The 21,799-nt window shown below is 50.9% G+C and carries 24 protein-coding genes; 13 read left to right on the forward strand and 11 right to left on the reverse strand.

The annotated features are described in order from the left end of the window. Positions 1 to 9 precede the first annotated feature (9 nt). From rnr to AC0IWZ_RS01050, 3 genes are all read left to right on the forward strand, one after another. Positions 10 to 2,478, forward strand: coding sequence for a ribonuclease R (gene rnr / locus AC0IWZ_RS01040; RefSeq protein WP_034492797.1), 2,469 nt, complete (start codon positions 10 to 12; stop codon positions 2,476 to 2,478). Between the two features lie 100 nt (positions 2,479 to 2,578). Continuing rightward, on the forward strand, positions 2,579 to 3,310 hold the full coding sequence (gene rlmB / locus AC0IWZ_RS01045; RefSeq protein ID WP_034492799.1) for a 23S rRNA (guanosine(2251)-2'-O)-methyltransferase RlmB: 732 nt from the start codon (positions 2,579 to 2,581) through the stop codon (positions 3,308 to 3,310). A gap of 103 nt (positions 3,311 to 3,413) precedes the next feature. Then, positions 3,414 to 5,048: an isovaleryl-CoA dehydrogenase gene (locus AC0IWZ_RS01050; protein WP_471678361.1), complete on the forward strand. Its 1,635-nt coding sequence runs from the start codon at positions 3,414 to 3,416 to the stop codon at positions 5,046 to 5,048. A 50-nt stretch (positions 5,049 to 5,098) separates the two neighbouring features. On the opposite strand, the gene AC0IWZ_RS01055 is transcribed toward AC0IWZ_RS01050, so the two are convergent. Together AC0IWZ_RS01055 and bsmA are read right to left on the reverse strand one after the other, a co-directional pair. Next, complete coding sequence (locus AC0IWZ_RS01055; protein WP_034461185.1) at positions 5,099 to 5,374, reverse strand: YdgH/BhsA/McbA family protein; 276 nt, start codon at positions 5,372 to 5,374, stop codon at positions 5,099 to 5,101. A 150-nt stretch (positions 5,375 to 5,524) separates the two neighbouring features. Then, positions 5,525 to 5,854, reverse strand: a complete 330-nt coding sequence (bsmA, locus tag AC0IWZ_RS01060; RefSeq protein WP_034492820.1) for a biofilm peroxide resistance protein BsmA — start codon at positions 5,852 to 5,854, stop codon at positions 5,525 to 5,527. Between the two features lie 194 nt (positions 5,855 to 6,048). Between bsmA and yjfP the strand changes: the two genes are divergently transcribed. After that, positions 6,049 to 6,774 carry an esterase gene (yjfP, locus tag AC0IWZ_RS01065; protein ID WP_471678360.1) on the forward strand — a complete coding sequence of 242 codons (726 nt, stop codon included), beginning with the start codon at positions 6,049 to 6,051 and terminating at the stop codon, positions 6,772 to 6,774. A gap of 105 nt (positions 6,775 to 6,879) precedes the next feature. Here the strand turns inward: yjfP and yjfY are convergent, their stop codons facing one another. Further along, positions 6,880 to 7,155 (reverse strand): DUF1471 family protein YjfY, encoded by a 276-nt coding sequence (gene yjfY / locus AC0IWZ_RS01070; protein WP_471678359.1) that lies wholly within the window; start codon positions 7,153 to 7,155, stop codon positions 6,880 to 6,882. Positions 7,156 to 7,515: 360 nt separating this feature from the next. Between yjfY and rpsF the strand changes: the two genes are divergently transcribed. The 4 genes from rpsF to rplI are packed head-to-tail and all read left to right on the forward strand — an operon-like array spanning position 7,516 to position 8,959. Then, positions 7,516 to 7,911 (forward strand): 30S ribosomal protein S6, encoded by a 396-nt coding sequence (rpsF, locus tag AC0IWZ_RS01075; RefSeq protein ID WP_034492828.1) that lies wholly within the window; start codon positions 7,516 to 7,518, stop codon positions 7,909 to 7,911. 6 nt (positions 7,912 to 7,917) lie between these two features. Continuing rightward, positions 7,918 to 8,235, forward strand: a complete 318-nt coding sequence (priB, locus tag AC0IWZ_RS01080) for a primosomal replication protein N (protein WP_034492830.1) — start codon at positions 7,918 to 7,920, stop codon at positions 8,233 to 8,235. Between the two features lie 4 nt (positions 8,236 to 8,239). Further along, on the forward strand, positions 8,240 to 8,467 hold the full coding sequence (gene rpsR / locus AC0IWZ_RS01085) for a 30S ribosomal protein S18 (RefSeq protein ID WP_002210155.1): 228 nt from the start codon (positions 8,240 to 8,242) through the stop codon (positions 8,465 to 8,467). Positions 8,468 to 8,506: 39 nt separating this feature from the next. Further along, the gene (gene rplI / locus AC0IWZ_RS01090; RefSeq protein ID WP_034461193.1) at positions 8,507 to 8,959 is read left to right on the forward strand and encodes a 50S ribosomal protein L9; all 453 of its coding nucleotides are present in this window, start codon (positions 8,507 to 8,509) and stop codon (positions 8,957 to 8,959) included. 83 nt (positions 8,960 to 9,042) lie between these two features. Here the strand turns inward: rplI and AC0IWZ_RS01095 are convergent, their stop codons facing one another. Next, a complete protein-coding gene (locus AC0IWZ_RS01095; protein ID WP_034492831.1) occupies positions 9,043 to 9,648 on the reverse strand; it encodes an OapA family protein in 606 nt (201 codons plus the stop codon). A gap of 237 nt (positions 9,649 to 9,885) precedes the next feature. On the opposite strand from AC0IWZ_RS01095, the gene fklB reads away from it, so the two are divergent. Both fklB and cycA read left to right on the forward strand, forming a co-directional pair. Further along, positions 9,886 to 10,506: an FKBP-type peptidyl-prolyl cis-trans isomerase gene (gene fklB / locus AC0IWZ_RS01100; protein WP_034492832.1), complete on the forward strand. Its 621-nt coding sequence runs from the start codon at positions 9,886 to 9,888 to the stop codon at positions 10,504 to 10,506. A 296-nt stretch (positions 10,507 to 10,802) separates the two neighbouring features. Further along, positions 10,803 to 12,215 (forward strand): D-serine/D-alanine/glycine transporter, encoded by a 1,413-nt coding sequence (gene cycA, locus AC0IWZ_RS01105; RefSeq protein WP_471678358.1) that lies wholly within the window; start codon positions 10,803 to 10,805, stop codon positions 12,213 to 12,215. 38 nt (positions 12,216 to 12,253) lie between these two features. Here the strand turns inward: cycA and ytfE are convergent, their stop codons facing one another. The 4 genes from ytfE to AC0IWZ_RS01125 all read right to left on the reverse strand — a co-directional run bounded on the left by ytfE (position 12,254) and on the right by AC0IWZ_RS01125 (position 15,798). Beyond that, positions 12,254 to 12,916, reverse strand: coding sequence for an iron-sulfur cluster repair protein YtfE (gene ytfE / locus AC0IWZ_RS01110; RefSeq protein ID WP_471678357.1), 663 nt, complete (start codon positions 12,914 to 12,916; stop codon positions 12,254 to 12,256). An 84-nt stretch (positions 12,917 to 13,000) separates the two neighbouring features. After that, the gene (locus AC0IWZ_RS01115) at positions 13,001 to 13,975 is read right to left on the reverse strand and encodes a DMT family transporter (protein WP_034492845.1); all 975 of its coding nucleotides are present in this window, start codon (positions 13,973 to 13,975) and stop codon (positions 13,001 to 13,003) included. Between the two features lie 86 nt (positions 13,976 to 14,061). Next, complete coding sequence (locus tag AC0IWZ_RS01120) at positions 14,062 to 14,886, reverse strand: AraC family transcriptional regulator (protein ID WP_471678356.1); 825 nt, start codon at positions 14,884 to 14,886, stop codon at positions 14,062 to 14,064. A gap of 63 nt (positions 14,887 to 14,949) precedes the next feature. Then, positions 14,950 to 15,798 carry an SDR family oxidoreductase gene (locus AC0IWZ_RS01125; RefSeq protein WP_471678355.1) on the reverse strand — a complete coding sequence of 283 codons (849 nt, stop codon included), beginning with the start codon at positions 15,796 to 15,798 and terminating at the stop codon, positions 14,950 to 14,952. 91 nt (positions 15,799 to 15,889) lie between these two features. Here AC0IWZ_RS01125 and AC0IWZ_RS01130 point away from each other — a divergent pair, with 91 nt between their 5' ends. After that, the gene (locus AC0IWZ_RS01130) at positions 15,890 to 16,279 is read left to right on the forward strand and encodes a winged helix-turn-helix transcriptional regulator (protein ID WP_172895681.1); all 390 of its coding nucleotides are present in this window, start codon (positions 15,890 to 15,892) and stop codon (positions 16,277 to 16,279) included. A 96-nt stretch (positions 16,280 to 16,375) separates the two neighbouring features. On the opposite strand, the gene AC0IWZ_RS01135 is transcribed toward AC0IWZ_RS01130, so the two are convergent. After that, positions 16,376 to 18,307: a bifunctional 2',3'-cyclic-nucleotide 2'-phosphodiesterase/3'-nucleotidase gene (locus tag AC0IWZ_RS01135; RefSeq protein WP_471678354.1), complete on the reverse strand. Its 1,932-nt coding sequence runs from the start codon at positions 18,305 to 18,307 to the stop codon at positions 16,376 to 16,378. A gap of 188 nt (positions 18,308 to 18,495) precedes the next feature. On the opposite strand from AC0IWZ_RS01135, the gene cysQ reads away from it, so the two are divergent. After that, positions 18,496 to 19,236 carry a 3'(2'),5'-bisphosphate nucleotidase CysQ gene (gene cysQ / locus AC0IWZ_RS01140; protein ID WP_034492859.1) on the forward strand — a complete coding sequence of 247 codons (741 nt, stop codon included), beginning with the start codon at positions 18,496 to 18,498 and terminating at the stop codon, positions 19,234 to 19,236. On the opposite strand, the gene AC0IWZ_RS01145 is transcribed toward cysQ, so the two are convergent. Next, positions 19,226 to 19,783 (reverse strand): YtfJ family protein, encoded by a 558-nt coding sequence (locus tag AC0IWZ_RS01145; RefSeq protein ID WP_034492862.1) that lies wholly within the window; start codon positions 19,781 to 19,783, stop codon positions 19,226 to 19,228. The genes cysQ and AC0IWZ_RS01145 overlap by 11 nt on opposite strands. 340 nt (positions 19,784 to 20,123) lie before the next feature. On the opposite strand from AC0IWZ_RS01145, the gene AC0IWZ_RS01150 reads away from it, so the two are divergent. Continuing rightward, complete coding sequence (locus tag AC0IWZ_RS01150) at positions 20,124 to 20,330, forward strand: DUF1107 domain-containing protein (protein ID WP_034461209.1); 207 nt, start codon at positions 20,124 to 20,126, stop codon at positions 20,328 to 20,330. Between the two features lie 62 nt (positions 20,331 to 20,392). Here the strand turns inward: AC0IWZ_RS01150 and paeA are convergent, their stop codons facing one another. Further along, positions 20,393 to 21,730 (reverse strand): polyamine export protein PaeA, encoded by a 1,338-nt coding sequence (gene paeA / locus AC0IWZ_RS01155; RefSeq protein WP_034492865.1) that lies wholly within the window; start codon positions 21,728 to 21,730, stop codon positions 20,393 to 20,395. Between the last annotated feature and the right edge of the window lie 69 nt (positions 21,731 to 21,799).

Consider the following 21,799-nt stretch of genomic DNA (forward strand, 5'->3'; position numbering starts at 1 on the left):
GGAACCGCAATGTCAAAAGATCCTTTTCAGGAACGAGAAGCCGAAAAATACGAAAACCCGATCCCAAGCCGGGAATTTATACTCGCTCATCTCTCCAAACGTGAAAAACCAGCCAATCGTGACGAACTGGCTGAAGAACTGAATATTACTGGTGAAGAACAACTTGAAGCGCTGCGTCGCCGTTTGCGAGCCATGGAACGCGATGGACAGTTGGTCTTTACCCGCCGCCAGTGTTACGCCCTGCCAGAACGTCTCGATTTGCTAAAAGGCAAAGTCATTGGCCACCGCGATGGCTTCGGTTTCCTACGTGTAGAAGGCCGTAAAGACGATCTCTACCTTTCATCTGAACAGATGAAAATGTGTATGCATGGCGACATCGTGCTGGCACAGCCACTGGGTGCCGACCGTAAAGGCCGTCGCGAAGCGCGTATTGTACGCGTGCTGGAGCCAAGAACCGGGCAAATTGTTGGCCGCTACTTTACCGATGCTGGTATCAGTTTCGTGGTGCCAGACGATAGCCGTCTGAGCTTCGATATCCTTATCCCACCAGAAGGTGTGATGGGCGCGCGTATGGGCTTTGTGGTGGTGGTTGAGCTCACCCAACGCCCAACTCGCCGCACCAAAGCGGTGGGTAAAATCGTTGAAGTGCTGGGCGACAACATGGGTACAGGCATGGCCGTCGATATGGCGCTGCGCACCCATGAAATCCCGTATGTCTGGCCGCCAGAAGTGGAAGCTCAGGTTGCTTCGCTGAAAGAACAAGTGCCGGAAGAAGCCAAAATTGGCCGCGTGGATTTGCGTGACCTGCCGCTTGTCACCATCGATGGTGAAGATGCGCGTGACTTCGATGACGCCGTGTTCTGTGAGAAGAAACGTGGCGGCGGCTGGCGTTTATATGTCGCTATCGCCGACGTAAGCTATTACGTTCGCCCGCCAACCGCGCTGGATAAAGAAGCTCGCAACCGTGGCACGTCAGTTTACTTCCCATCGCAGGTTATCCCGATGCTGCCGGAAGTGCTGTCCAACGGTTTGTGCTCGCTGAACCCGCAGGTTGACCGTCTGTGTATGGTCTGTGAAATGACCATCTCTTCGACTGGACGCCTGACCGGCTCTAAATTCTACGAAGCGGTAATGAGTTCCCATGCGCGTCTGACCTACACCAAAGTGTGGCACATGTTGCAAGGTGATCAGGAACTGCGCGAGCAGTACGCGCCGCTGGTTAAGCACATCGAAGAGCTGCATAACCTCTACAAAGTGCTGGATGTTTCTCGTGCGCAGCGCGGTGGTATCTCGTTTGAAAGCGAAGAGGCGAAGTTTATCTTCAACGCCGAGCGCCGCATTGAGCGCGTTGAACAAACCGTTCGTAACGACGCGCATAAACTTATCGAAGAGTGCATGATCCTCGCGAATATCGCGGCGGCGCGCTTTGTTGAGAAGAACAACGAGCCATCTTTGTTCCGTGATCACGATCGTCCAAGCAACGACGCCATCACCGCGTTCCGTTCTGTGCTGGCCGAACTGGGCCTGGAATTGCCTGGCGGGCAGAAACCAGAACCGCGTGATTACGCAGAATTACTGAACTCGATTGCCGATCGTCCGGATCATGAAATGCTGCAAACTATGCTGCTACGTTCCATGAAACAGGCGGTGTACGATCCAGAAAACCGTGGCCACTTTGGCCTGGCGCTACAATCCTATGCGCACTTTACCTCGCCGATTCGTCGTTACCCGGATTTGCTGTTACACCGTGCAATTAAATATTTGCTGGCGAAAGAGCAGGGCCATAAAGGCAACAGCACCGAGTCTGGCGGCTGGCACTATGACATGGAAGAGATGCTGCAATTGGGCCAGCATTGTTCTATGGCTGAACGCCGCGCAGATGAAGCAACACGCGATGTTGCCGATTGGCTGAAATGCGACTTTATGCAGGATCAGGTCGGTAATACCTTTACTGGGATTATCGCCAGCGTCACCGGTTTCGGCTTCTTTGTTCGCCTCACCGATCTGTTTATCGACGGCCTGGTGCACGTTTCTACTCTTGATAACGATTACTACCGTTTCGACCAAATCGGGCAGCGCCTGATTGGTGAGTCCGGTGGTCAGACTTATCGTTTGGGTGACCGTGTCGAAGTGCGCGTTGAAGCCGTCCACATGGACGAGCGCAAAATTGATTTTGCTCTGATCTCCAGCACTCGTGTTCCTCGCGGCGCGGGTAAAACTGAGAAAGACCGAGCGAAAAAAGGCGCAAACGGCAACGGGCCAAAACGTCGTCAGGGCGGTAAACGCACCAACTTCGAGCCAGACAGCACTTTCCGTAAAGAGAAAGGGCCAGCCAAGCCGAAGAAAGCGAAAGCCGAGAAAAGCGTCGACAAAAAAGCAGAGCCGAAGGCGAAGAAACCAAAAACGCAGTCGGACAAAACTCGTAAAATAGCCGCCGCTACAAAAGCCAAGCGCGCAGCGAAAAAGCAGCCGAGCTAAGTCTCCAATTGCTTTTCGTAGGTCGGATTAGCGTAAGCGACATCCGACCTTTACGAGCAAATTAACACTGGTGCATCAGCACCTGAAATGAGTAACAGTAATGAGTGAAATGATTTACGGCATCCACGCCGTCCAGGCACTGCTTGATAACGCCCCTCAGCGTTTTCGGGAAGTCTTTATTCTTAAAGGCCGTGAAGACAAACGTCTGATGCCTTTAATTCATGCGCTGGAAGCTCAGGGTGTGCCGGTTCAAATGGCAAACCGCCAATGGCTGGATGAAAAATCTGAAGGCGCGGTGCACCAGGGCATTATTGCTCGCGTGAAACCGGGTCGTCAGTATCAGGAAAATGATATTCCAGATCTGCTTGCCAGTATCGATACCCCGTTCCTGCTCATTCTGGATGGCGTTACCGATCCCCACAACCTCGGTGCCTGCCTGCGTAGCGCAGATGCTGCTGGCGTGCATGCGGTAATCGTACCAAAAGACAGATCTGCGCAACTGAACGCGACGGCCAAGAAAGTGGCCTGCGGTGCTGCTGAGCACGTTCCGCTGATCAGTGTGACCAACCTGGCTCGAACTATGCGTTTATTGCAGGAATCGAACGTCTGGATCGTCGGTACGGCGGGTGAAGCTGACCACACTTTATTCCAGAGCAAAATGACCGGCCCAATGGCGCTGGTGATGGGCGCTGAAGGTGAAGGCATGCGCCGCCTGACGCGTGAACATTGCGATGAGCTGATTAGCATCCCAATGGCGGGAACCGTTTCTTCATTGAACGTTTCCGTTGCTACCGGTATTTGCCTGTTCGAAGCTGTGCGTCAACGCAGTTAATATCCTGTGGGGTGCGCTCGCACCCCGCTTTGTGATCCTCCTCCATGCATAACTGCTGTCACCGTCCATACTAATGGCATTGCCATTAATGGGAGGGAGCACGATGCGCTGGCAAACTCATACCGTTTTTAACCAACCAATACCCCTCAATAACAGTAACCTTTTCCTTTCTGATATCTCGTTAACCGAGGCTGTAGCCCGTGAAGGTGCTGGCTGGGATGCGGAACTTCTGGCGAGTATCGGCCAACAACTCGGCTCGGCTGAATCCCTGGAACTCGGGCGACTGGCAAACGCGAATCCCCCTGAATTACTTCGTTATGATTCTAGTGGCGAGCGGCTTGATGATGTCCGCTTTTATCCCGCCTGGCATTTGTTGATGCAGGGATTGTGCGCCAACCGGGTGCATAACTTACCGTGGCAGGAAGATGCTCGTCATGGCTCATTTGTTGCTCGTGCCGCGCGATTTGTTCAGCACGCCCAGGTGGAAGCCGGTACGTTATGCCCGATAACCATGACGTTCGGCGCAATTCCCCTCTTACAAAAGCACTTGCCGAAAGAGTTTCAGTCATGGCTAAAACCATTATTGAGCGACCGTTATGATGCTCATCTCTCACCCGGTTCGCAAAAACGTGGCCTGCTGATTGGAATGGGAATGACCGAAAAGCAAGGTGGTTCCGATGTGTTGAGTAATACCACTCGCGCTGAACCGATTGAGAGACGTGGCCCTGGTGAAATGTATCGCTTAGTGGGCCACAAATGGTTTTTCTCAGTTCCACAAAGTGATGCTCATTTGGTGCTGGCTCAGGCAAAAGGCGGGCTTTCTTGCTTCTTCTTGCCCCGATTCTTACCCGACGGCCAACGTAACCAGGTTCGCTTTGAGCGCTTGAAAGACAAACTTGGCAACCGTTCCAACGCCAGCAGTGAAGTTGAATTTTGCGATGCCATCGCCTGGCTGATAGGTGAAGAGGGCGAGGGTGTGCGCTCGATATTAAAAATGGGTAGTTACACCCGTTTTGACTGTGCGCTGGGTAGCCATGGTTTGATGCGCCGTGCGCTGTCCGTTGCGTTGTATCATGCACATCAACGGCAGGCATTCGGCAAAAACCTCATTGATTTACCCCTTATGCGCCAGGTGCTTGGGCGTATGGCTTTGCAGCTTGAAGGGCAAACCGCATTTTTGTTTCGCCTGGCTCGGGCCTGGGAATCACCAGGCAATCCACATGAATTAGCCTACAGCCGCCTGTTTACCCCGGCTGCCAAATTTAGCATTTGTAAAGCGGGTATCCCATTTGTTGCAGAAGCGATGGAAGTCCTTGGCGGAGTCGGTTACTGCGAAGACAGCGAACTGCCGCGTATCTATCGTGAAATGCCGGTGAACAGCATCTGGGAAGGCTCAGGAAATATTATGAGTCTGGATGTATTGCGAGTGCTGGCAAAACAGCCCGGTACAATGGAAATGCTGCATGCAGAATTTGATGAGGTGAAAGGGCAAAACCGACATTTCGATCGCAGTTGGCGGCAACTGCAACAGCGGCTGCATAAGCCACAAGAAGAGTGGGGAAGGGATTTCACCCGATTGTTGGCCCTTCTGGCAACGGGTGCACAAGTTTTGCAGCATCTGTCTCCACCGTCAGGAGAAGCCTGGTGCCGCATGATGTTGGACTCGCGAGGAGAAAGTGTATTACCGAATCAGGTATTAATTGATGTATTGCTGCGGGCGACGGGACGCACGGGATAGGAAAATATAAACCAGCGCCATAGAGTTGAATGACATGGTCGCTGGTTTATTTATGCATAAATAATGGCTTGTACACGCCAGCCTTCAGCAAGCTGGTTTTCCTGCATTTTTACGATGCGATAATAAGATGCACCGTGTTCATCAGCCTTTAAGGCAATCACTTTTTCCACATCTTGCACGCTACCGGCAATACCGTTTACTGAAATCATGCCGATTTCATTCAAACCCGTCACACAATCTGCGGCAACATCTTCTGCCGATTGCGCCGATGTTGTGATGAGTCCCACGGACAGCAGTAGTGAGGTTAAGGCAAGCGATCGTTTCATAATTAACTCCTTTTTACTTACCCTAAATCAGCAGGGCATTCCTTCGCGTTGTCGAACTCCAGAGCTGTCCGTTGGCTGAAGTTCATTGTGCATAACAAACGATCAATTGGTGCAAGGCTTTGTAAATCTGCATAAATAAGTCAGCGCTAATTACTTACGGTATAAAATCGCCTGGGCATACCACTGGCCTGGCACTACCGTCTCATCGTTTAACAAGATGACGTAGTAATCTGCTTTTGCAGCAATTGCCTTCTCTTTTAGCGCCGTCTCAGTATCCATGGGTGAGCCGTGCTCAAGTGCTGTTACCGTTCCTATCTTGGTTAAACCCTGCGTTTGATAACGCTGAATTTCCTGAGGCGTTCCGGTTGCTGGCGGTGCAGGCTGTGGCGTACCTTGTAACACGCTACAGGCACTGAGCGTCATCGCAATGAGCAAAGCTGATAACAGTCGCATGATCGTTTCTCGTCTCTTAATAGTCATAGTGTAGCTCCGGTTTTTTTCGAAGAAGAGGGAATGTTCCCATTCTGTTAGCTCCCCCGCGCTTTTTAATCACTTTCGAATGAAAATCGCTAAGCAGATCTCATAGTTAAGAATTCTCCCCTGGTGCCATGAGCTTGCCATCCCGTGGTTGCTGGCTTACAAAGGAAGTCTCACCCTGATACGGAACGAATCCCATGATAGAAATGTACACCGAACAGTTGGCTGGTATTGAAGTTCTGCATGCTGTACCTGCCGGGAAAAAAGAGAGCCAACTTCCCGTTGTGTTTTTCTATCATGGTTTTACATCATCGAAACTGGTTTACAGCTACTTTGCCGTGGCATTGGCTCAGTCTGGAATGCGGGTGATTATGCCCGATGCCCAGCAACACGGGGCGCGTTTTGATGGTGATGAAAGCGCCCGTCTGTACCAATTCTGGTCGATTCTTAAAAGCAACATTGATGAATTTTCACCGCTTCAGCAGGTTTTATCTGAACGCTATCCAGTCGATGAGCAACGAATTGCCGTGGGTGGCGCTTCAATGGGAGGAATGACAGCGTTGGGAATTATGGCGCGTTACCCGCAAGTGCGCTGCGTAGCGTGCCTGATGGGGTCGGGATATTTCATGTCGCTTGGAAAGAATTTGTTTCCCCCGCAGGCGCTGGACCTCGAATCCCTTAACAAACTTGCAGACTACGATATTAGCCATCAACTCGAAAAAGTTGGCAACCGCCCACTATTGCTGTGGCATGGTGAACAGGATGATGTCGTTCCGGCAACAGAAACATCGCGTCTGGAACACGCGCTGATCGAAAATGGGCTGGATAAACATATGCTCTGTTTACGGGAAGCAGGCGTAAAGCATCGTATTACGCCTACTGCGCTTGAGGCGACCAGCCGATTTTTTAGCGAGCACTTGTAATGGGATGCATAAAAAGGCCCCCGCAAGCGGGGGCAACGTTGGCTTTCTATGTCGTTGTGGTATTCCTGGTGTTAACGCATTACTTCACTACTTCATTGCATTCAGTTAGCGGTAGATGTCGGCACTGACATGCATATTGCCGTTGCTACCGGGTTCTCTCATCAATATCGAGTGGTAGTACATTGCTCCGTGTTGATCCGCGTCGTTTTCGATCGCGACTTCAACCTCTTGCTCAGTAGCAAAATTATGGTTGATGTAAATCACGCCCAAACTCATTACATCATCCATATTTTTGGCCTGATGGTTGTCGATTTTGATAGCGGCTGTCGCATTCGAGCAAAGCAAGAGAACACCGACAAAAGCTAAGGTAATCATTTTCATGGTCCGCTCCACTACAACTTAATGTGTCTGCTGCGGTCGTCGTTCCTGTTAATAAAAAGTGGCGGCCTATGACAACAAGTGTAATCCCTCATAATTGAATAAAAAGCGACCATTTCTGATGGTGTTGGTCAAAAATTTTAAGTGATTCAGCTCAAACTTATAGATTTCACTGAGTTAGCCTGTTGTTGAAACTTTATCCTTCATGCAAAAGAATTAATTTCCATATCACCTTGAGTTAATTGGGCTGCGCTTGTATGATTACGCGTCAATTTTTCGGCCGCCTTTATAAACACGTTCCTTGCTTCCATGGGCCGCGGCTGACCCTGACAGGAGGCTGAATAATCCGTAAGGAGCAATTCGATGCGTCATTACGAAATCGTTTTTATGGTCCATCCTGACCAGAGCGAACAGGTTCCGGGTATGATCGAACGTTACACTGGTGCAATTACTGCAGCAGAAGGTACGATCCACCGTCTGGAAGACTGGGGCCGCCGTCAGCTGGCTTACCCGATCAACAAACTGCACAAAGCACACTACGTTCTGTTGAACGTTGAAGCTCCGCAGGAAGTGATCGATGAGCTGGAAACTAACTTCCGCTTCAACGACGCCGTTATCCGTAGCATGGTTATGCGTACTAAGCACGCTGTAACCGAAGCTTCACCAATGGTTAAAGCTAAAGACGAACGTCGTGATCGTCGCGATGACTTCGCTAGCGAAACTGCTGATGATGCGGATGCTGGGGATTCTGAAGAGTAATTTCCAATGACGGTCAACCGCCTGGTGTTGTCTGGCACAGTGTGCAAGACGCCCCTTCGCAAGGTTAGCCCGTCAGGAATTCCTCATTGCCAGTTCGTGCTTGAGCACCGTTCTGTGCAAAAGGAAGCCGGTTTAGATCGGCAGGCGTGGTGCCGTATGCCAGTTATTATTAGCGGGCACGCACACTCAGCCATTACTCAAAGTATAACGGTCGGCACGGTACTCACCGTTTCTGGTTTCATTAGTTGCCATCAGGCAAAAAATGGGCTGAACAAAGTGGTATTGCATGCCGAGCAGATTGAATTGATAGATTCTGGAGACTAGCCTAATGGCACGTTATTTCCGTCGTCGCAAGTTCTGCCGTTTCACAGCGGAAGGCGTTGTAGAGATTGATTATAAAGATATCGCTACACTGAAAAACTACATCACTGAAAGTGGTAAAATTGTCCCGAGCCGTATTACCGGTACTCGTGCAAAATACCAGCGTCAGTTGGCTCGCTGCATCAAGCGCGCTCGTTACCTTTCTTTGTTGCCATATACTGATCGTCATCAGTAATCGGCCACTGTCCATTAATGACTTTGAGAGGATAAGGTAATGCAAGTTATTCTGCTTGATAAAGTAGCAAACCTGGGTAGCCTGGGTGATCAGGTTAACGTTAAAGCGGGTTATGCTCGTAACTTCCTGGTACCACAGGGCAAAGCTGTTCCTGCTACCAAGAAAAACGTTGAATTCTTCGAAGCACGCCGTGCAGAACTGGAAGCTAAATTAGCTGACGTTCTGGCTGCTGCTGAAGCTCGCGCTGCGAAGATCAACGCACTCGAAACTGTTACTATCGCGTCTAAAGCTGGCGACGAAGGTAAACTGTTCGGTTCCATTGGTACCCGTGACATCGCTGATGCAGTAACTGCAGCTGGCGTTGAAGTGGCTAAGAGCGAAGTTCGTTTACCGAACGGCGTTCTGCGTACTACTGGTGAGCACGAAGTGGACTTCCAGGTTCACAGCGATGTATTCGCTAAACTGACTGTAAACGTGGTTGCTGAAGCGTAATTTACGCGGACGTATATACGTTAAGACGCCGGCCTTGTGCCGGCGTTTTGCATTTCTGAATCTAATAATAAATCCCTAAAAAATTAGCGAGCGCGTATAAAGCTGCCATCTGGCTGGCGTGTAAACAGCACCTGCTGATCGTTACCAATATCAATTGTTAGCCCCGTCACTACGCCATTCGCATTCTGGCGAATCTGAACCATCTGCCCGGTTTGCAAAGTACTCAGCGGTTTATTGCTGCCTTCAACCTGCGCCATCGAATAGACATCTGCGGGCGGTAAATTATGATCGCGGAACAGCTGCGCCATCGTCTGCCCGGATTCCACACGATACGAACGCCATTGCTGCTCAATGTCATTATTAGCGTGCGGAACAGGTGCCTGGGTTTCTGCTTGCGGCTGTTCTTCAATGCGAGAAGGTTCGACAGGAGTCGCAGGCTCAGTATTGGCTGGCGGGTTGACTAAATGGGCACGAATTGGGGATTGCGATTCAATGGATAGCTGCGCGTCACGTGCGACCGGGCGAGTGGTTTCATCTGGCGTAGGCCACAGGAAACCGAGTACCACCACGATCGCTGCAATAATAATTCCGCGTCGATGCATGACCGGAAGTGGGTCCATCAGGCGAAAATTATCGGGTGCATGCCAAATCCGCGCAAGCCAGGGTTTAATAGCGAATCGCATCGACATCACTCCTCATTTCCACACAATGTGCTCGGTTCATTTATCCACTCCATTATAGAACGCTAACTGTTTGATGCATTGAACAATCCGGCTTTACGTGACGCTCAACAGTAATTTAACGCTCAGTTAAACCATTGTTCCTGTTTCCTCTGCATTTGTCACCTTTGCCGCTTTTGCATTTTACCCGTCCGGATGACGCTGTTATGCTGCGGGCTTGCTTTTAAATACATTAAAGGAAATCCCATGACGACCCCTTCTTTTGACAGCGTCGAAGCGCAAGCAAGTTACGGTATTGGTTTACAGGTAGGTCAACAACTGAGCGAGTCTGGTCTGCAAGGTTTGCTGCCAGAAGCACTGGTCGCTGGTCTGCGTGATGCGCTGGAAGGGAATGCTCCGGCAGTTCCGGTTGACGTGGTTCATCGCGCACTGCGTGAAGTTCACGAGCGTGCTGATGCTGTTCGCCAGGAACGCCAGAAAGAAATGGCTGTTGAAGGTCAGAAATACCTGCAAGAAAACAGCAGCAAAGAAGGCGTGAGCAGCACCGAATCTGGTCTGCAATTCCGCGTTCTGACTCAGGGTACTGGCCCAATTCCGGCACGCAAAGATCACGTCCGCGTGCACTACACCGGTAAACTGGTTGATGGCACTGTGTTCGACAGCTCAGTACAACGTGGCGAGCCAGCTGAATTCCCGGTCAGCGGCGTTATCGCAGGCTGGATTGAAGCTCTGACTCTGATGCCGGTTGGCTCAAAGTGGGAACTGACTATCCCTCATAACCTGGCATACGGCGAGCGTGGCGCAGGCGCGTCCATTCCTCCGTACAGCACGCTGGTATTTGAAGTTGAACTGCTGGAAATTCTGTAAGCGTTCAAACGACCCCGCTGCGGCGGGGTTTTTATTTGGCTATTAACAAAACCAACGCGATTTTATCTGGTAAACACTTCCTTAATGAGTGTTTGTGTGAGGCTCCTCACTCTTTAGCCGTGGTTTTGCACTCAAAACAAACATCAAATTAACAAATAATTTCATTCTTAGTATTCAATCCGGCAATTCTTCCCTACTATCATTGCGTTCCCTGGAACAACAACATCACATCCTCAAAATTTTAATAAAGGCCAGCAGAGCCTGAACACAACAGACAGGTACAGGATAAACACAACATGGTAGATCAGATAAAAGTTGCAGACGAAGCTGAGGCTCCGGCTGAGCAGTCGCTACGGCGTAATTTAACCAACCGTCACATTCAACTTATCGCGATTGGCGGAGCCATCGGAACAGGCCTGTTCATGGGCTCCGGTAAAACAATTAGCCTCGCAGGGCCATCCATCATTTTCGTCTACATGATCATCGGCTTTATGCTGTTCTTCGTGATGCGTGCGATGGGGGAGCTGCTGCTTTCAAACCTCGAATACAAATCCTTCAGCGATTTCGCAGCCGACTTACTCGGCCCGTGGGCGGGGTATTTTACCGGCTGGACTTATTGGTTCTGCTGGGTAGTTACCGGCATGGCCGATGTGGTGGCGATAACGGCCTACGCGCAGTTCTGGTTCCCGGGGCTTTCAGATTGGGTCGCATCGCTTTCGGTTGTCGTCCTGCTGCTGACCTTAAACCTCGCCACCGTGAAAATGTTCGGCGAAATGGAATTCTGGTTTGCGATGATTAAAATCGTCGCCATTGTCGCGCTGATTGTGATTGGCCTGGTGATGATTCTGACCCATTTCCATTCACCATCGGGTGTCGAAGCCTCTATCAATAACTTGTGGAATGACGGCGGTTGGTTCCCGAAAGGTATCAGTGGTTTCTTCGCGGGCTTCCAGATAGCGGTGTTTGCGTTTGTCGGCATTGAGCTGGTGGGCACGACTGCGGCTGAAACCAAAGACCCGGAAAAATCCCTGCCACGCGCAATCAACTCCATTCCGATTCGTATCATCATGTTCTACGTGTTCGCGCTGATTGTGATTATGTCAGTCACGCCATGGCGTTCAGTCGTGCCGGATAAAAGCCCGTTTGTTGAACTGTTTGTGTTGGTGGGTCTGCCTGCCGCCGCGAGCATCATCAACTTCGTGGTGCTGACTTCTGCGGCTTCTTCGGCAAACAGCGGCGTGTTCTCGACCAGCCGTATGCTGTTTGGCCTCGCACAAGACGGTATGGCACCGAAAGCGTTCGCCAAACTCTCTAAGCGCGCGGTTCCTGCGAAGGGTTTAACCTTCTCTTGTATCTGCCTGTTGGGTGGCGTGGTGATGCTGTACGTTAACCCGAACGTGATTGCGGCATTCACCATGATCACCACCGTGTCGGCGATTCTGTTCATGTTCGTCTGGACGATTATCTTGTGTTCGTATCTGGTGTACCGCAAACAACGTCCACACCTGCATGAAAAATCCATCTATAAAATGCCGCTCGGCAAGTTTATGTGCTGGATGTGTATGGCATTCTTTGTCTTTGTGATTGTGCTGCTGACACTGGAAGCAGATACCCGCCAGGCGCTGATCGTAACGCCATTGTGGTTTGTGTTGTTGGGTGTGTGCTGGATGTTTATCGGCAAGAAACGCATCGCGGAAATGCGCAAGTAATCATAAACCCCCTCGCCACTGGTGAGGGGGTTTAACCTTTATTCCCCAGCCAGAGCCCGCGGGAACAGCACATTATTCTCAAGACTGATGTGATTCATCAGGTCGTCAATCAGCTCATTAATTCCGTTATACATCGCTTTCCATGTTGTGCAGGCTTCCGGCGGTGGGGTCACGTTATTGGTGGTGTGCTTAATCACTTCCAGCAATTCGCCTGCGTCGTCATGCTCACTTTCCATCACGCTAATCGGGCCGTTGGCCTGAGTTCCCATTCCCTGTTTAATCATCGGGAACAGGATTTGCTCTTCTTTCATCATGTGGCTGCTCAGTTCCTGATGCAGCATGGTGAGGTATTTCGCCAGCCCTTTCGGCACGTTCGGTTTATCGGCGTGAACGCGCTCAACTTTGGTCGCCTGAAGAATCAACTCCGGTAACTGTTCGCGGTGGCGATCGTGATAACGCACGATAATATGGTCGATGATTTCGGCCAGCGGCGCGCTTTGCCAGTCTTTTTCGACAGGTTCTTGAGCAAGCTTTGCAAGCTCGGTTTCGATGGCTTCCAGGTCCAACTCTTTGCGCGTTGCGGCACGCTCAAGCGTCTGTCTCCCACCGCAGCAAAAATCGAGATCCAATTTACGGAACAACGCAGAAGCGCGTGGAATAGTTAAAGCCAGTTCACCTAATGCCTGATCGCGAAAAGCCATGAGCAGTTACCTCGTTGTCGATAATATAAGATGCATATTAAATGCATCTTTAGGTCGGCGCTATGACTATTTCGAGGTAACGCGCTATTTATCCGTCGTGATGACCACTTCCGCGAGCGTGTTTTTCTGCGGTTTTGTTAGCACCGCCATCACCACGCCAACCACCAGGCAAATAATCCCGAGTAACGTCAGCAGCGGCGGCCAACTGTGGCGCAGCATAAAGGTGTAAGCCAGTCCCGCCAGCGTTTCAAAGACAATCAGCGGGCCAACGATCACCGTCGGTAATCGTTGGCTGGCAATGTTCCAGCACAATGCGCCAAGCCATGAACAAAACAGCGCAATCGCTAACATCAGCGTTAAAAACACTTCCGGACGTGGGCCAAAGGGCAGGGTGAAGTCGGTGTTGGTGCGAGACATCCACAGGCAAACGGCAATATAACCGAGCAGTGAAAATGGCAGAATCGCCAGGCCTTGCGCTGTCGCCCACATTAAGGGGTTTTTGTCCGGATTTTCGCGCAGCCAGCATGCGTTACGCAGCGCATACCACGCCCAACAAGCCACCGAGATAAACGCCAGGCCAATCCCGCTCACGTAGCGCCACCAGCTGAAATCGAGTTGCCCGCTGCGTAATTCGGCGGTATTCACCATCGCCAGCCCCAACGCGATAATCACCAGCGCAGGCGCCAGTCGATGCCACGGCAATTTACCATCACGTTTGCTGTAAAGCAGATTGGCGAACACCGGGATCACCACCGGAAGCGTGCCGATAATCATGGTCGAAATCGGCGCTCCGGTGCGCTGAATAGCGCTTGCGAGGCAGACGTAATAAATGAGATTGCCCACGGTCGAGAGTTTAAGTGCTGTAAACCAGTCTTCGCGCTTGAGCTGCCGTAAACGTTGGCGTCCAAACCAGGCCAAAGGCAGGGCAATAAATCCCAGAGCCAGATAGCGGCCGGTTGACTGCATGGCGGCGGGGTAATCAGGAACAATCAGCGGGCCGACAAAAATCAGTCCCCACATCAGCCCTGCCAGCAGGGCGTACAACACACCAGTTAACATCTTCTTTATCCATTTATTGCTTTGGAATGAGTTTAGGTGGCGTGCGCAGGAAAATATTGTACCAGCTTGCGGTTTAGCGGCTTTAACTAGCGGGCGACCTGCTTCTGATAACGCACAGGCGTGATGCCATAACGCTGCGAGAAGGCTCGAGTCAAATGCGCCTGGTCGGTTAAACCGCAGGCTGCCGCCACGTGTACGGCGGGCATGCCGTTCGTCAGAAGCCGTTTAGCGTGCCACAGGCGAATCGCCATCAGCATCTGATGCGGAGTGACATGATAGTGCGCTTTAAACATGCGCTGGAAATGATACGGACTCAGTGACACTACGGCCGCCAGTTCATCAAGCATGACCGGGTGCATATAATTATCGTGTAGATAATCGCGAATATGCTCGAAACGGTGCGCCGGGTCTTGCACTACCCCAGACTGATGTTGCGCGTAGGGTCGGAAAGTTTCGATGAGATTGAGTAATAAACCTTGCTGCGCCAGCAAATCATTCTCGCTCCACAACCGGTTGATCAGTTGGGAAATATCACCTGCCCGTTGCGGATCGTGCTTCACGACCTCGCTAAACGACCAGTTTCGCGAGCCGGTCACTCTCTCAACAAGATCCGGTTCGAGGTAAATCATGCGGTACTGCCAGCCATCTTCGGTTGCTGCTTCGCCGGTATGAAGCTCGTCCGGGTTCATCAACACTAACGAATCCCGCGCAGCAACATGCTGAACACCCCGATACCGAAAACGTTCAGCGCCTCGCGTCACAGTTCCAATGCCAAAGGCTTCGTGGGTGTGCGGTTCAAAGGCGTAGCGTGAAATATGGGCGTGATAAAGCTCAACGCCGGGCAATTGCGGTAAATGCCGGAAGTGAGCGTTGTCTTTTTTATCGCTGAACTGTTCAGGTACGCCTTGCACACTAATCTCCGTATGGACACCCCATCAGTATAGGGATGTCCTGGTTTAACGGAAAGTTAACAATTACAGCGCGGCACGAATGCTCTCGGCAAGCGGGATGGTCGGGCGGCCAATCAGGGCGCTTAGCTGGTGGCGATCATCAAACAGGCCACCTTTGGACGCGCCAACGTCAGAGTTTGCCAACATTGCTGCTAGCCCTTCTGGCAAGCCAGCACCGAGCAATGCTGCTTTAAAATCATCTTCCGGCAAGTTCTGATACACCACGGTTTTACCGCTCTGTTTGGTCAACTCAGCAGTCAGCTCAGACAGCGTCCAGCCGTGGTCACCCGCGAGTTCGTAAACTTTGCCCGCCTGGTTGTCGAGGGTCATCACTTTTGCAGCTGCAGCCGCATAATCGGCACGCGTTGCGGAGGCGATTTTGCCTTCGCCAGTGCTACCAATAAATACGCCGTGTTGCAGAGCAGGCGGCACGCTGGCGAGGTAGTTTTCGGTATACCAGCCGTTGCGCAGCAGTACGAATGGAATGCCGGATTGTTTTAGCATTTCTTCGGTGGCGATATGTTCATCGGCAAGGCCCAGTGGGGAGGAATCAGCATGCAACAGGCTGGTGTAGGCAACCAGTTTCACGCCTGCTTCTTTGGCTGCATCAATCACATTGCGATGCTGAACTGCACGTTGTCCTACTTCACTTGAAGAAATCAGCAGTAGTTTTTCAACCCCCGTCAGTGCCTGCACGAGCGCCGCTTTATCTTCATAGCTGGCAGCACGTACCTGAACACCACGATCAGCAAATGATTGAATTTTTGCCGGGTTACGCACGATGGCAACCAATTGGTTAGCCGCAACGGTATTCAGTAATTCTTCAACAACGAGTTGGCCCAGTTGGCCGGAAGCTCCGGTAATCGCGATCATGGTAAATCTCCTGTGGGTGTTCTGGTTAAGTTGTGCCACACTAGCACTAGCACTAACTTAAAGTAAGTACGCACAAAAAGGTAAGTATGAAATGAGTGAGATTGAAACCCGTCCGCTGTCGTTAACCGAGCAAATGCGTGATGGCAATTTATTTGCTGAGCAGTGCCCGTCGCGTGATGTGTTAAAACACGTCACCAGCCGCTGGGGCGTGTTGATTCTTGTGGCCTTGCAGGGTGGGACACATCGCTTTAGCGATCTGCGCCGTAAGATGGGCGGAGTGAGTGAAAAAATGCTCGCGCAAACGCTGCAATGGCTGGAGGCCGACGGTTTTGTTAATCGAAAATCCTACCCGGTTGTGCCACCGCATGTGGAATACAGCCTGACGCCATTGGGTTTTGAAGTTGCCGAGAAAGTGTCAGGGCTGGCTGACTGGATTGAATTGAATTTGCCGCGAGTGTTAGCGTCCCGCGAAGAAATCTAACACTCGCCGGTGGATGACGCTTGCGCTTATCCACCCTACAAAATCATGCACTTGTAGGTCGGATAAGCGCAAGCGTCATCCGACGCGTGGTTAAACCTACTTACTCAAATCCAACTGATACAACGCAAAGCCGATTTCATCCGTTCCCACATTCATCATCGGATACTGGCCTTTCTCTTTGATGAAGGCCGCCGCTTTGTCGCCCGGTGAGGTTTCAAAGCGAATATCTAATTTCTGATTGCTGTGAATCGGTGCCAGACGCCAGTTGTTATCCGCCGCCGGGTGAATTTCTTTGTTCGCGGTAATCCAGTTTGCCAGCACCGAGCGGTTTTCATCAGGCGATGCGAAAGCTATATGGCTATCGCCAGTTCCTGCAAACTTGCCGCCGTAAGCGCGATAGTTATTGGTCGCCACCAGGAATGTCGCGTTCGGGTCAATTGGCTTGCCCTTGAACGTCAGTCCTTTAATGCGCTCGGCTTTCGGGTTCACCATCTGGCATTCGCCGTCGTAACGCGCCGGTTGCGACACGTCAATCTGGTAATCCACGCCGTCGAGAACATCAAAGTTATAGGTGCGGAAACCGTCCCAATTAATCAGTGACTGCGGTTTCGTGCTGTTCACATCAATCTGATTAAACTGTCCGGCAGAACATTCCAGCCACTCTTTGACCTCTTTCCCGGACGCTTTCACCACAACAAGCGTGTTCGGGTAGAGATACAAATCGGCGGCGTTACGGAAGGTGAGCTGGCCTTTTTCCACTTCGACAAAACTGGCCGGATCGTTTTTACGCCCGCCGACTTTAAACGGCGCAGCAGCCGACAACACCGGCAGATTCGCCAGATCCGGGTCACCCTGAATGTATTTTTCAACGTAGGCAGTTTGCGCGTTATTCACCACCTGCACGGTAGGATCGTCCTGCACCAGCGCCAGATAGCTGTACATATTGTCGGAAGATTTGCCGATAGGTTTGCTCACGAACTCGCGCGTCGCGTCATGGTCATGCTTGAGCACATCAACCAGTTTGGCATCTTCTGCCGCCAGCGATTTCTTCGCCACGCTGTCATAAATCGGGCGTGCTTCCGCTTTGCTGCTGACCACTTTCCACGCGCCGCTATCGTTGTTCAACACTAAATCAACCACACCCAGATGGTCACCCCACATGCCCGGCATCACCGCTGGAATGCCGTTCAGCGTGCCTTTTTCGAGATCAACACCTTTAATATTGGCGAAGTCTTTGCCTGGGAAGACTGCGTGAGCGTGGCCGAACAGGATGGTATCCACGCCCGGAACTTTGCTGAGGTAATACACCGAGTTTTCAGCCATCGCATGATACGGGTCGCTGGACAGGCCAGAGTGGGCGATAACCACCACTAAATCAGCACCTTGCTTACGCATCTCAGGCACGTACTGGCGAGCGGTTTCGGTGATATCTTTCACCGTCACTTTGCCTTCCAGATTCGTTTTATCCCACGTCATAATTTGTGGCGGTACAAAACCGATATAACCGATACGCAGCGTCTGCTCTTTGCCGTCTTTATCCTTAACGGTGGTTTCTTTAATCACATACGGCGTGAACAGCGGTTTATTGGTTTTGGCATCGATAATATTGGCATTCACATACGGGAATTTTGCCCCAGAAAGCGCCATATGCAGGTAATCGAGTCCGTAGTTAAACTCGTGATTCCCCAGGTTACCCACGGCGTAATCCAGCGTATTCAGTGCCTTATAAACCGGATGAATATCGCCTTTCTTCAGCCCTTTTGCCGCCATGTAATCACCCAGCGGGCTGCCCTGAATCAGGTCACCGTTATCAACCAGAACGCTGTTGACTGTCTCACCACGGGCGGCATTGATTAAACTCGCCGTACGCACCAACCCGAATTTCTCCGTCGGTGTGTCTTTGTAGTAATCGAAATCCATCATGTTGCTGTGAAGATCGCTGGTTTCCAGGATACGAAGGTCAACGGTCGCCGCGTTAACGCTGGTTGCAATCAGCGTGGCAAGGATCGTTGCGCTAAACTTGATCATGATTAAGGTCCTTTTTTCGAGGTAGTCCACACAAGGCTATGTATATAAACGTTGTTGCTTACATTTTTGTGAAGTGTGCCAGAAATAAGAATCATTAAACCGGAATCGCTTCACATATAGCGCAACCTGATGCGATGAGATATAAGTAAAACAATAGGTTATTTGCATGACACAACATGAGGTGGAGAATGTTAGATAAAATTTGCCAACTGGCTCGGGAGGCTGGAGCTGCCATCATGCAGGTGTATGAAGGGCAAAAGCCGCTGGAGGCGACCCAAAAATCCGATGATTCACCTGTGACGGCTGCGGACATCGCAGCTCACACCATTATCCTGAAAGGACTGCAAACATTGACGCCGGAAATACCGGTGCTTTCAGAAGAAGATCCTCAGAGTTGGGAAACTCGCCAAAGTTGGGATCGCTACTGGCTGGTGGACCCGCTCGACGGCACCAAAGAGTTCCTGAAACGTAACGGCGAATTTACCGTCAATATCGCGCTTATCGAAAAGGGCAAAGCGGTGTTGGGCGTAGTGTATGCGCCTGTACTGAACGTGATGTACAGTGCGGCAGAAGGTAAAGCCTGGAAAGAAGAAAACGGCACGCGCAATCAGATTCAGGTGCGCGATGCTCGCCCGCCGTTGGTGGTCATCAGCCGTTCTCATAGTGATGACGAACTGAAAGAATATCTTCATCAATTGGGTGAACACCAGACAACATCTATCGGTTCGTCGCTTAAATTTTGCCTGGTGGCAGAGGGGCAAGCGCAGCTTTACCCACGCTTTGGGCCAACCAATATCTGGGATACCGCAGCAGGCCATGCGGTTGCTGCCGCTGCTGGCGCACATGTTCATGACTGGCAGGGTAAGCCACTCGACTACACCCCGCGTGAGTCATTCTTAAACCCAGGCTTCCGGGTTTCTATTTACTAAGCAATCCACGCAGCAGGCTAATCACCTGCTGCACTTCTTCCTGGGTGAGCGAGCCATCTTTGGCAAACTGCACGCGACCTTCCTTATCCAACACCACAATCGCTGAACTGCCGGTTTCGAGTTGCCAGGATTTCTGCGCAACGCCATTACTATCGACAATAAACTGCGACCATGGGTACTGCGTTTTATTGCTCTCAAGACTGCTACGCACGAACATTCCGGTGCCCACAATCGCATCATCGGTATTGACGATAGTGGTGGTTTGATAGCGATCATGAGGGAATTTCGCGGCTTTAATCGCTTCGATTAAACCCGCATTCTTCTCTTTGGCACTGGTGCGACCGGCAATATGCTGCACCACTCGCACTTTTCCCACGAGCTGCGCACTATTCCAGTTTTTATAGCTAAACTTATCATTGTCGAGCATCAACTCGCCTTTATCCGTAATGCCAATAGGCGAGACTCGCTGATTTTTCTCAAAGTTATGTGCCGATGCCGCAAGAGGCAGTAGCAGCAGGGCAAGCGCAAGGGTTTTGCGTAGAGACATGAGGACTCCTTATCTTATTATTTGTGAAAAGTTTGCAGGTGCTCCGACCACTTCGTCGTGACGTTTTAAGCATATGTGCTGAATAGGTTTCTGTCCCGCAACAACAATGCCAGTTTGCGGGTGACCGCACATATCCCTGTTTTTTGAAGGCTTAAACTAAGTTTTGTTTACAATTGAAAAGAATATTCTGAGAAATTGTAATCATACGGTAAATAAGATTGTGCAAACTAGGTGTCGGTTTGTATATGGACTATAGTTTCCAGGCACCAAATTTTTCGCTTCGTTTTGTCGGACCAAATGTGGAACCGCAGGAGCGTTAACACTGCAGGAGAGAAGAAGAATGAAAATTTTCCAACGGTACAACCCGCTTCAGGTGGCGAAGTACGTGAAAATCCTGTTCCGTGGACGGTTGTACATCAAGGACGTTGGCGCTTTTGAATTTGATAAGGGCAAGATTCTTATCCCAAAAGTGAAAGATAAGCAGCATCTATCTGTTATGTCTGAAGTAAACCGCCAGGTTATACGTATGCAGGCGGAAATGGCATGAAGCCATAAGTAATACCAAAAACGGCACCCGAGGGTGCCGTTAGTGTTTCTGAGTTTTGATAATTACGCCGCGTTCTGCTCTTCGCCATCTGGCAGTTTTGGCGTCAACGGCGTCGGCTTATTGTCGATACGCGTTACCAGCAGCTGGTCAATTCGATAGTTATCAATATCCACTACTTCGAATTTATACCCGGAGAACTTCACCGAATCGGTGCGTTTCGGGATTTTTCGCAGCATAAACATCATAAAGCCGCCGATGGTTTCGTAGTTCCCGGATTGCGGGAACTCGTCGATATCCAGCACGCGCATGACGTCGTCAATCGGCGTACCGCCCTCAACCAGCCACGAGTTTTCATCGCGAGCCACGATTTGCTCTTCCATGCCCTGGCCGACCAGGTCACCCATCAGCGTGGTCATCACATCATTAAGCGTGATGATTCCCACCACCAATGCGTATTCGTTCATGATAACCGCGAAGTCTTCACCGGCGGTTTTGAAGCTTTCCAGCGCTTCGGAAAGCGTCAGGGTATCCGGCACAATCAGCGTATTACGCAGATGCACGCCGCTGTTGAGCGCCATGCTCTGGTTGCCCAGCACGCGGTTAAGCAGCTCTTTGGAATCCACATAACCAACGATATGGTCGATATCGCCATTACACACCAGGAACTTCGAGTGTGGATGTTCGGCGATTTTGTTCTTCAGGCTTTGCTCGTCTTCATGCAAATCAAACCAGATGACGTTTTCGCGCGACGTCATCGACGACGGCACGGTACGCGATTCCAGTTCAAACACGTTTTCAATCAGCTCATGTTCTTGCTTACGCAACACGCCAGCCAACGCGCCAGCTTCAAACACGGCGTAAACATCATCAGAAGTGATGTCGTCATTACGCACCATCGGCAGTTTGAAAATGCGGAAAATGACGTTCGCCAGGCCGTTAAAGAACCACACCAGCGGGCGGAAGATAAACAGACAGAAGCGCATCGGGTTGATGATTCGCAAAGCAACTGATTCAGGCGAAATCATACCGATGCGTTTCGGAGTGAGGTCTGCAAACAGAATGAACAGGCTAGTGACGAGCGTAAAGGAGATGATAAAGCTCAGTTGGTCAGCCATTTCTGGGGAGAAGAAACGCTCCAGAAGCACTTTAAAGGCCGGAGAAAACGCTGCATCGCCGACGATACCACCGAGAATCGCGACCGCGTTCAGGCCAATCTGCACCACGGTAAAGAACATGCCAGGGCTTTCCTGCATTTTCAGCACACGCTGTGCGTTCAGGTTGCCCTCATCAGCCAGCAGCTTGAGTTTTATCTTGCGGGAAGCAGCCAGCGAGATCTCGGAAATTGAGAAAAACGCACTGACGGAAATAAGAAGAAGTATTAATAAAATACTGTTTAACATAGTTTATCCGGCTTAGAGCCAGAGCCTCGGAAGGAAAGTTGAAAATCTAAGGGTTAATACGTTTTGACT

Source organism: Buttiauxella sp. AC142 (assembly GCF_979253435.1).

Coding starts and splice junctions, on each gene's coding strand:
- rnr (WP_034492797.1), top strand. CDS start 10: ATGTCAAAAGATCCTTTTCAGGAACGAGAAGCCGAAAAATACGAAAAC.
- rlmB (WP_034492799.1), top strand. CDS start 2,579: ATGAGTGAAATGATTTACGGCATCCACGCCGTCCAGGCACTGCTTGAT.
- AC0IWZ_RS01050 (WP_471678361.1), top strand. CDS start 3,414: ATGCGCTGGCAAACTCATACCGTTTTTAACCAACCAATACCCCTCAAT.
- AC0IWZ_RS01055 (WP_034461185.1), bottom strand. CDS start 5,374: ATGAAACGATCGCTTGCCTTAACCTCACTACTGCTGTCCGTGGGACTC.
- bsmA (WP_034492820.1), bottom strand. CDS start 5,854: ATGACTATTAAGAGACGAGAAACGATCATGCGACTGTTATCAGCTTTG.
- yjfP (WP_471678360.1), top strand. CDS start 6,049: ATGATAGAAATGTACACCGAACAGTTGGCTGGTATTGAAGTTCTGCAT.
- yjfY (WP_471678359.1), bottom strand. CDS start 7,155: ATGAAAATGATTACCTTAGCTTTTGTCGGTGTTCTCTTGCTTTGCTCG.
- rpsF (WP_034492828.1), top strand. CDS start 7,516: ATGCGTCATTACGAAATCGTTTTTATGGTCCATCCTGACCAGAGCGAA.
- priB (WP_034492830.1), top strand. CDS start 7,918: ATGACGGTCAACCGCCTGGTGTTGTCTGGCACAGTGTGCAAGACGCCC.
- rpsR (WP_002210155.1), top strand. CDS start 8,240: ATGGCACGTTATTTCCGTCGTCGCAAGTTCTGCCGTTTCACAGCGGAA.
- rplI (WP_034461193.1), top strand. CDS start 8,507: ATGCAAGTTATTCTGCTTGATAAAGTAGCAAACCTGGGTAGCCTGGGT.
- AC0IWZ_RS01095 (WP_034492831.1), bottom strand. CDS start 9,648: ATGTCGATGCGATTCGCTATTAAACCCTGGCTTGCGCGGATTTGGCAT.
- fklB (WP_034492832.1), top strand. CDS start 9,886: ATGACGACCCCTTCTTTTGACAGCGTCGAAGCGCAAGCAAGTTACGGT.
- cycA (WP_471678358.1), top strand. CDS start 10,803: ATGGTAGATCAGATAAAAGTTGCAGACGAAGCTGAGGCTCCGGCTGAG.
- ytfE (WP_471678357.1), bottom strand. CDS start 12,916: ATGGCTTTTCGCGATCAGGCATTAGGTGAACTGGCTTTAACTATTCCA.
- AC0IWZ_RS01115 (WP_034492845.1), bottom strand. CDS start 13,975: ATGTTAACTGGTGTGTTGTACGCCCTGCTGGCAGGGCTGATGTGGGGA.
- AC0IWZ_RS01125 (WP_471678355.1), bottom strand. CDS start 15,798: ATGATCGCGATTACCGGAGCTTCCGGCCAACTGGGCCAACTCGTTGTT.
- AC0IWZ_RS01130 (WP_172895681.1), top strand. CDS start 15,890: ATGAGTGAGATTGAAACCCGTCCGCTGTCGTTAACCGAGCAAATGCGT.
- AC0IWZ_RS01135 (WP_471678354.1), bottom strand. CDS start 18,307: ATGATCAAGTTTAGCGCAACGATCCTTGCCACGCTGATTGCAACCAGC.
- cysQ (WP_034492859.1), top strand. CDS start 18,496: ATGTTAGATAAAATTTGCCAACTGGCTCGGGAGGCTGGAGCTGCCATC.
- AC0IWZ_RS01145 (WP_034492862.1), bottom strand. CDS start 19,783: ATGTCTCTACGCAAAACCCTTGCGCTTGCCCTGCTGCTACTGCCTCTT.
- AC0IWZ_RS01150 (WP_034461209.1), top strand. CDS start 20,124: ATGAAAATTTTCCAACGGTACAACCCGCTTCAGGTGGCGAAGTACGTG.
- paeA (WP_034492865.1), bottom strand. CDS start 21,730: ATGTTAAACAGTATTTTATTAATACTTCTTCTTATTTCCGTCAGTGCG.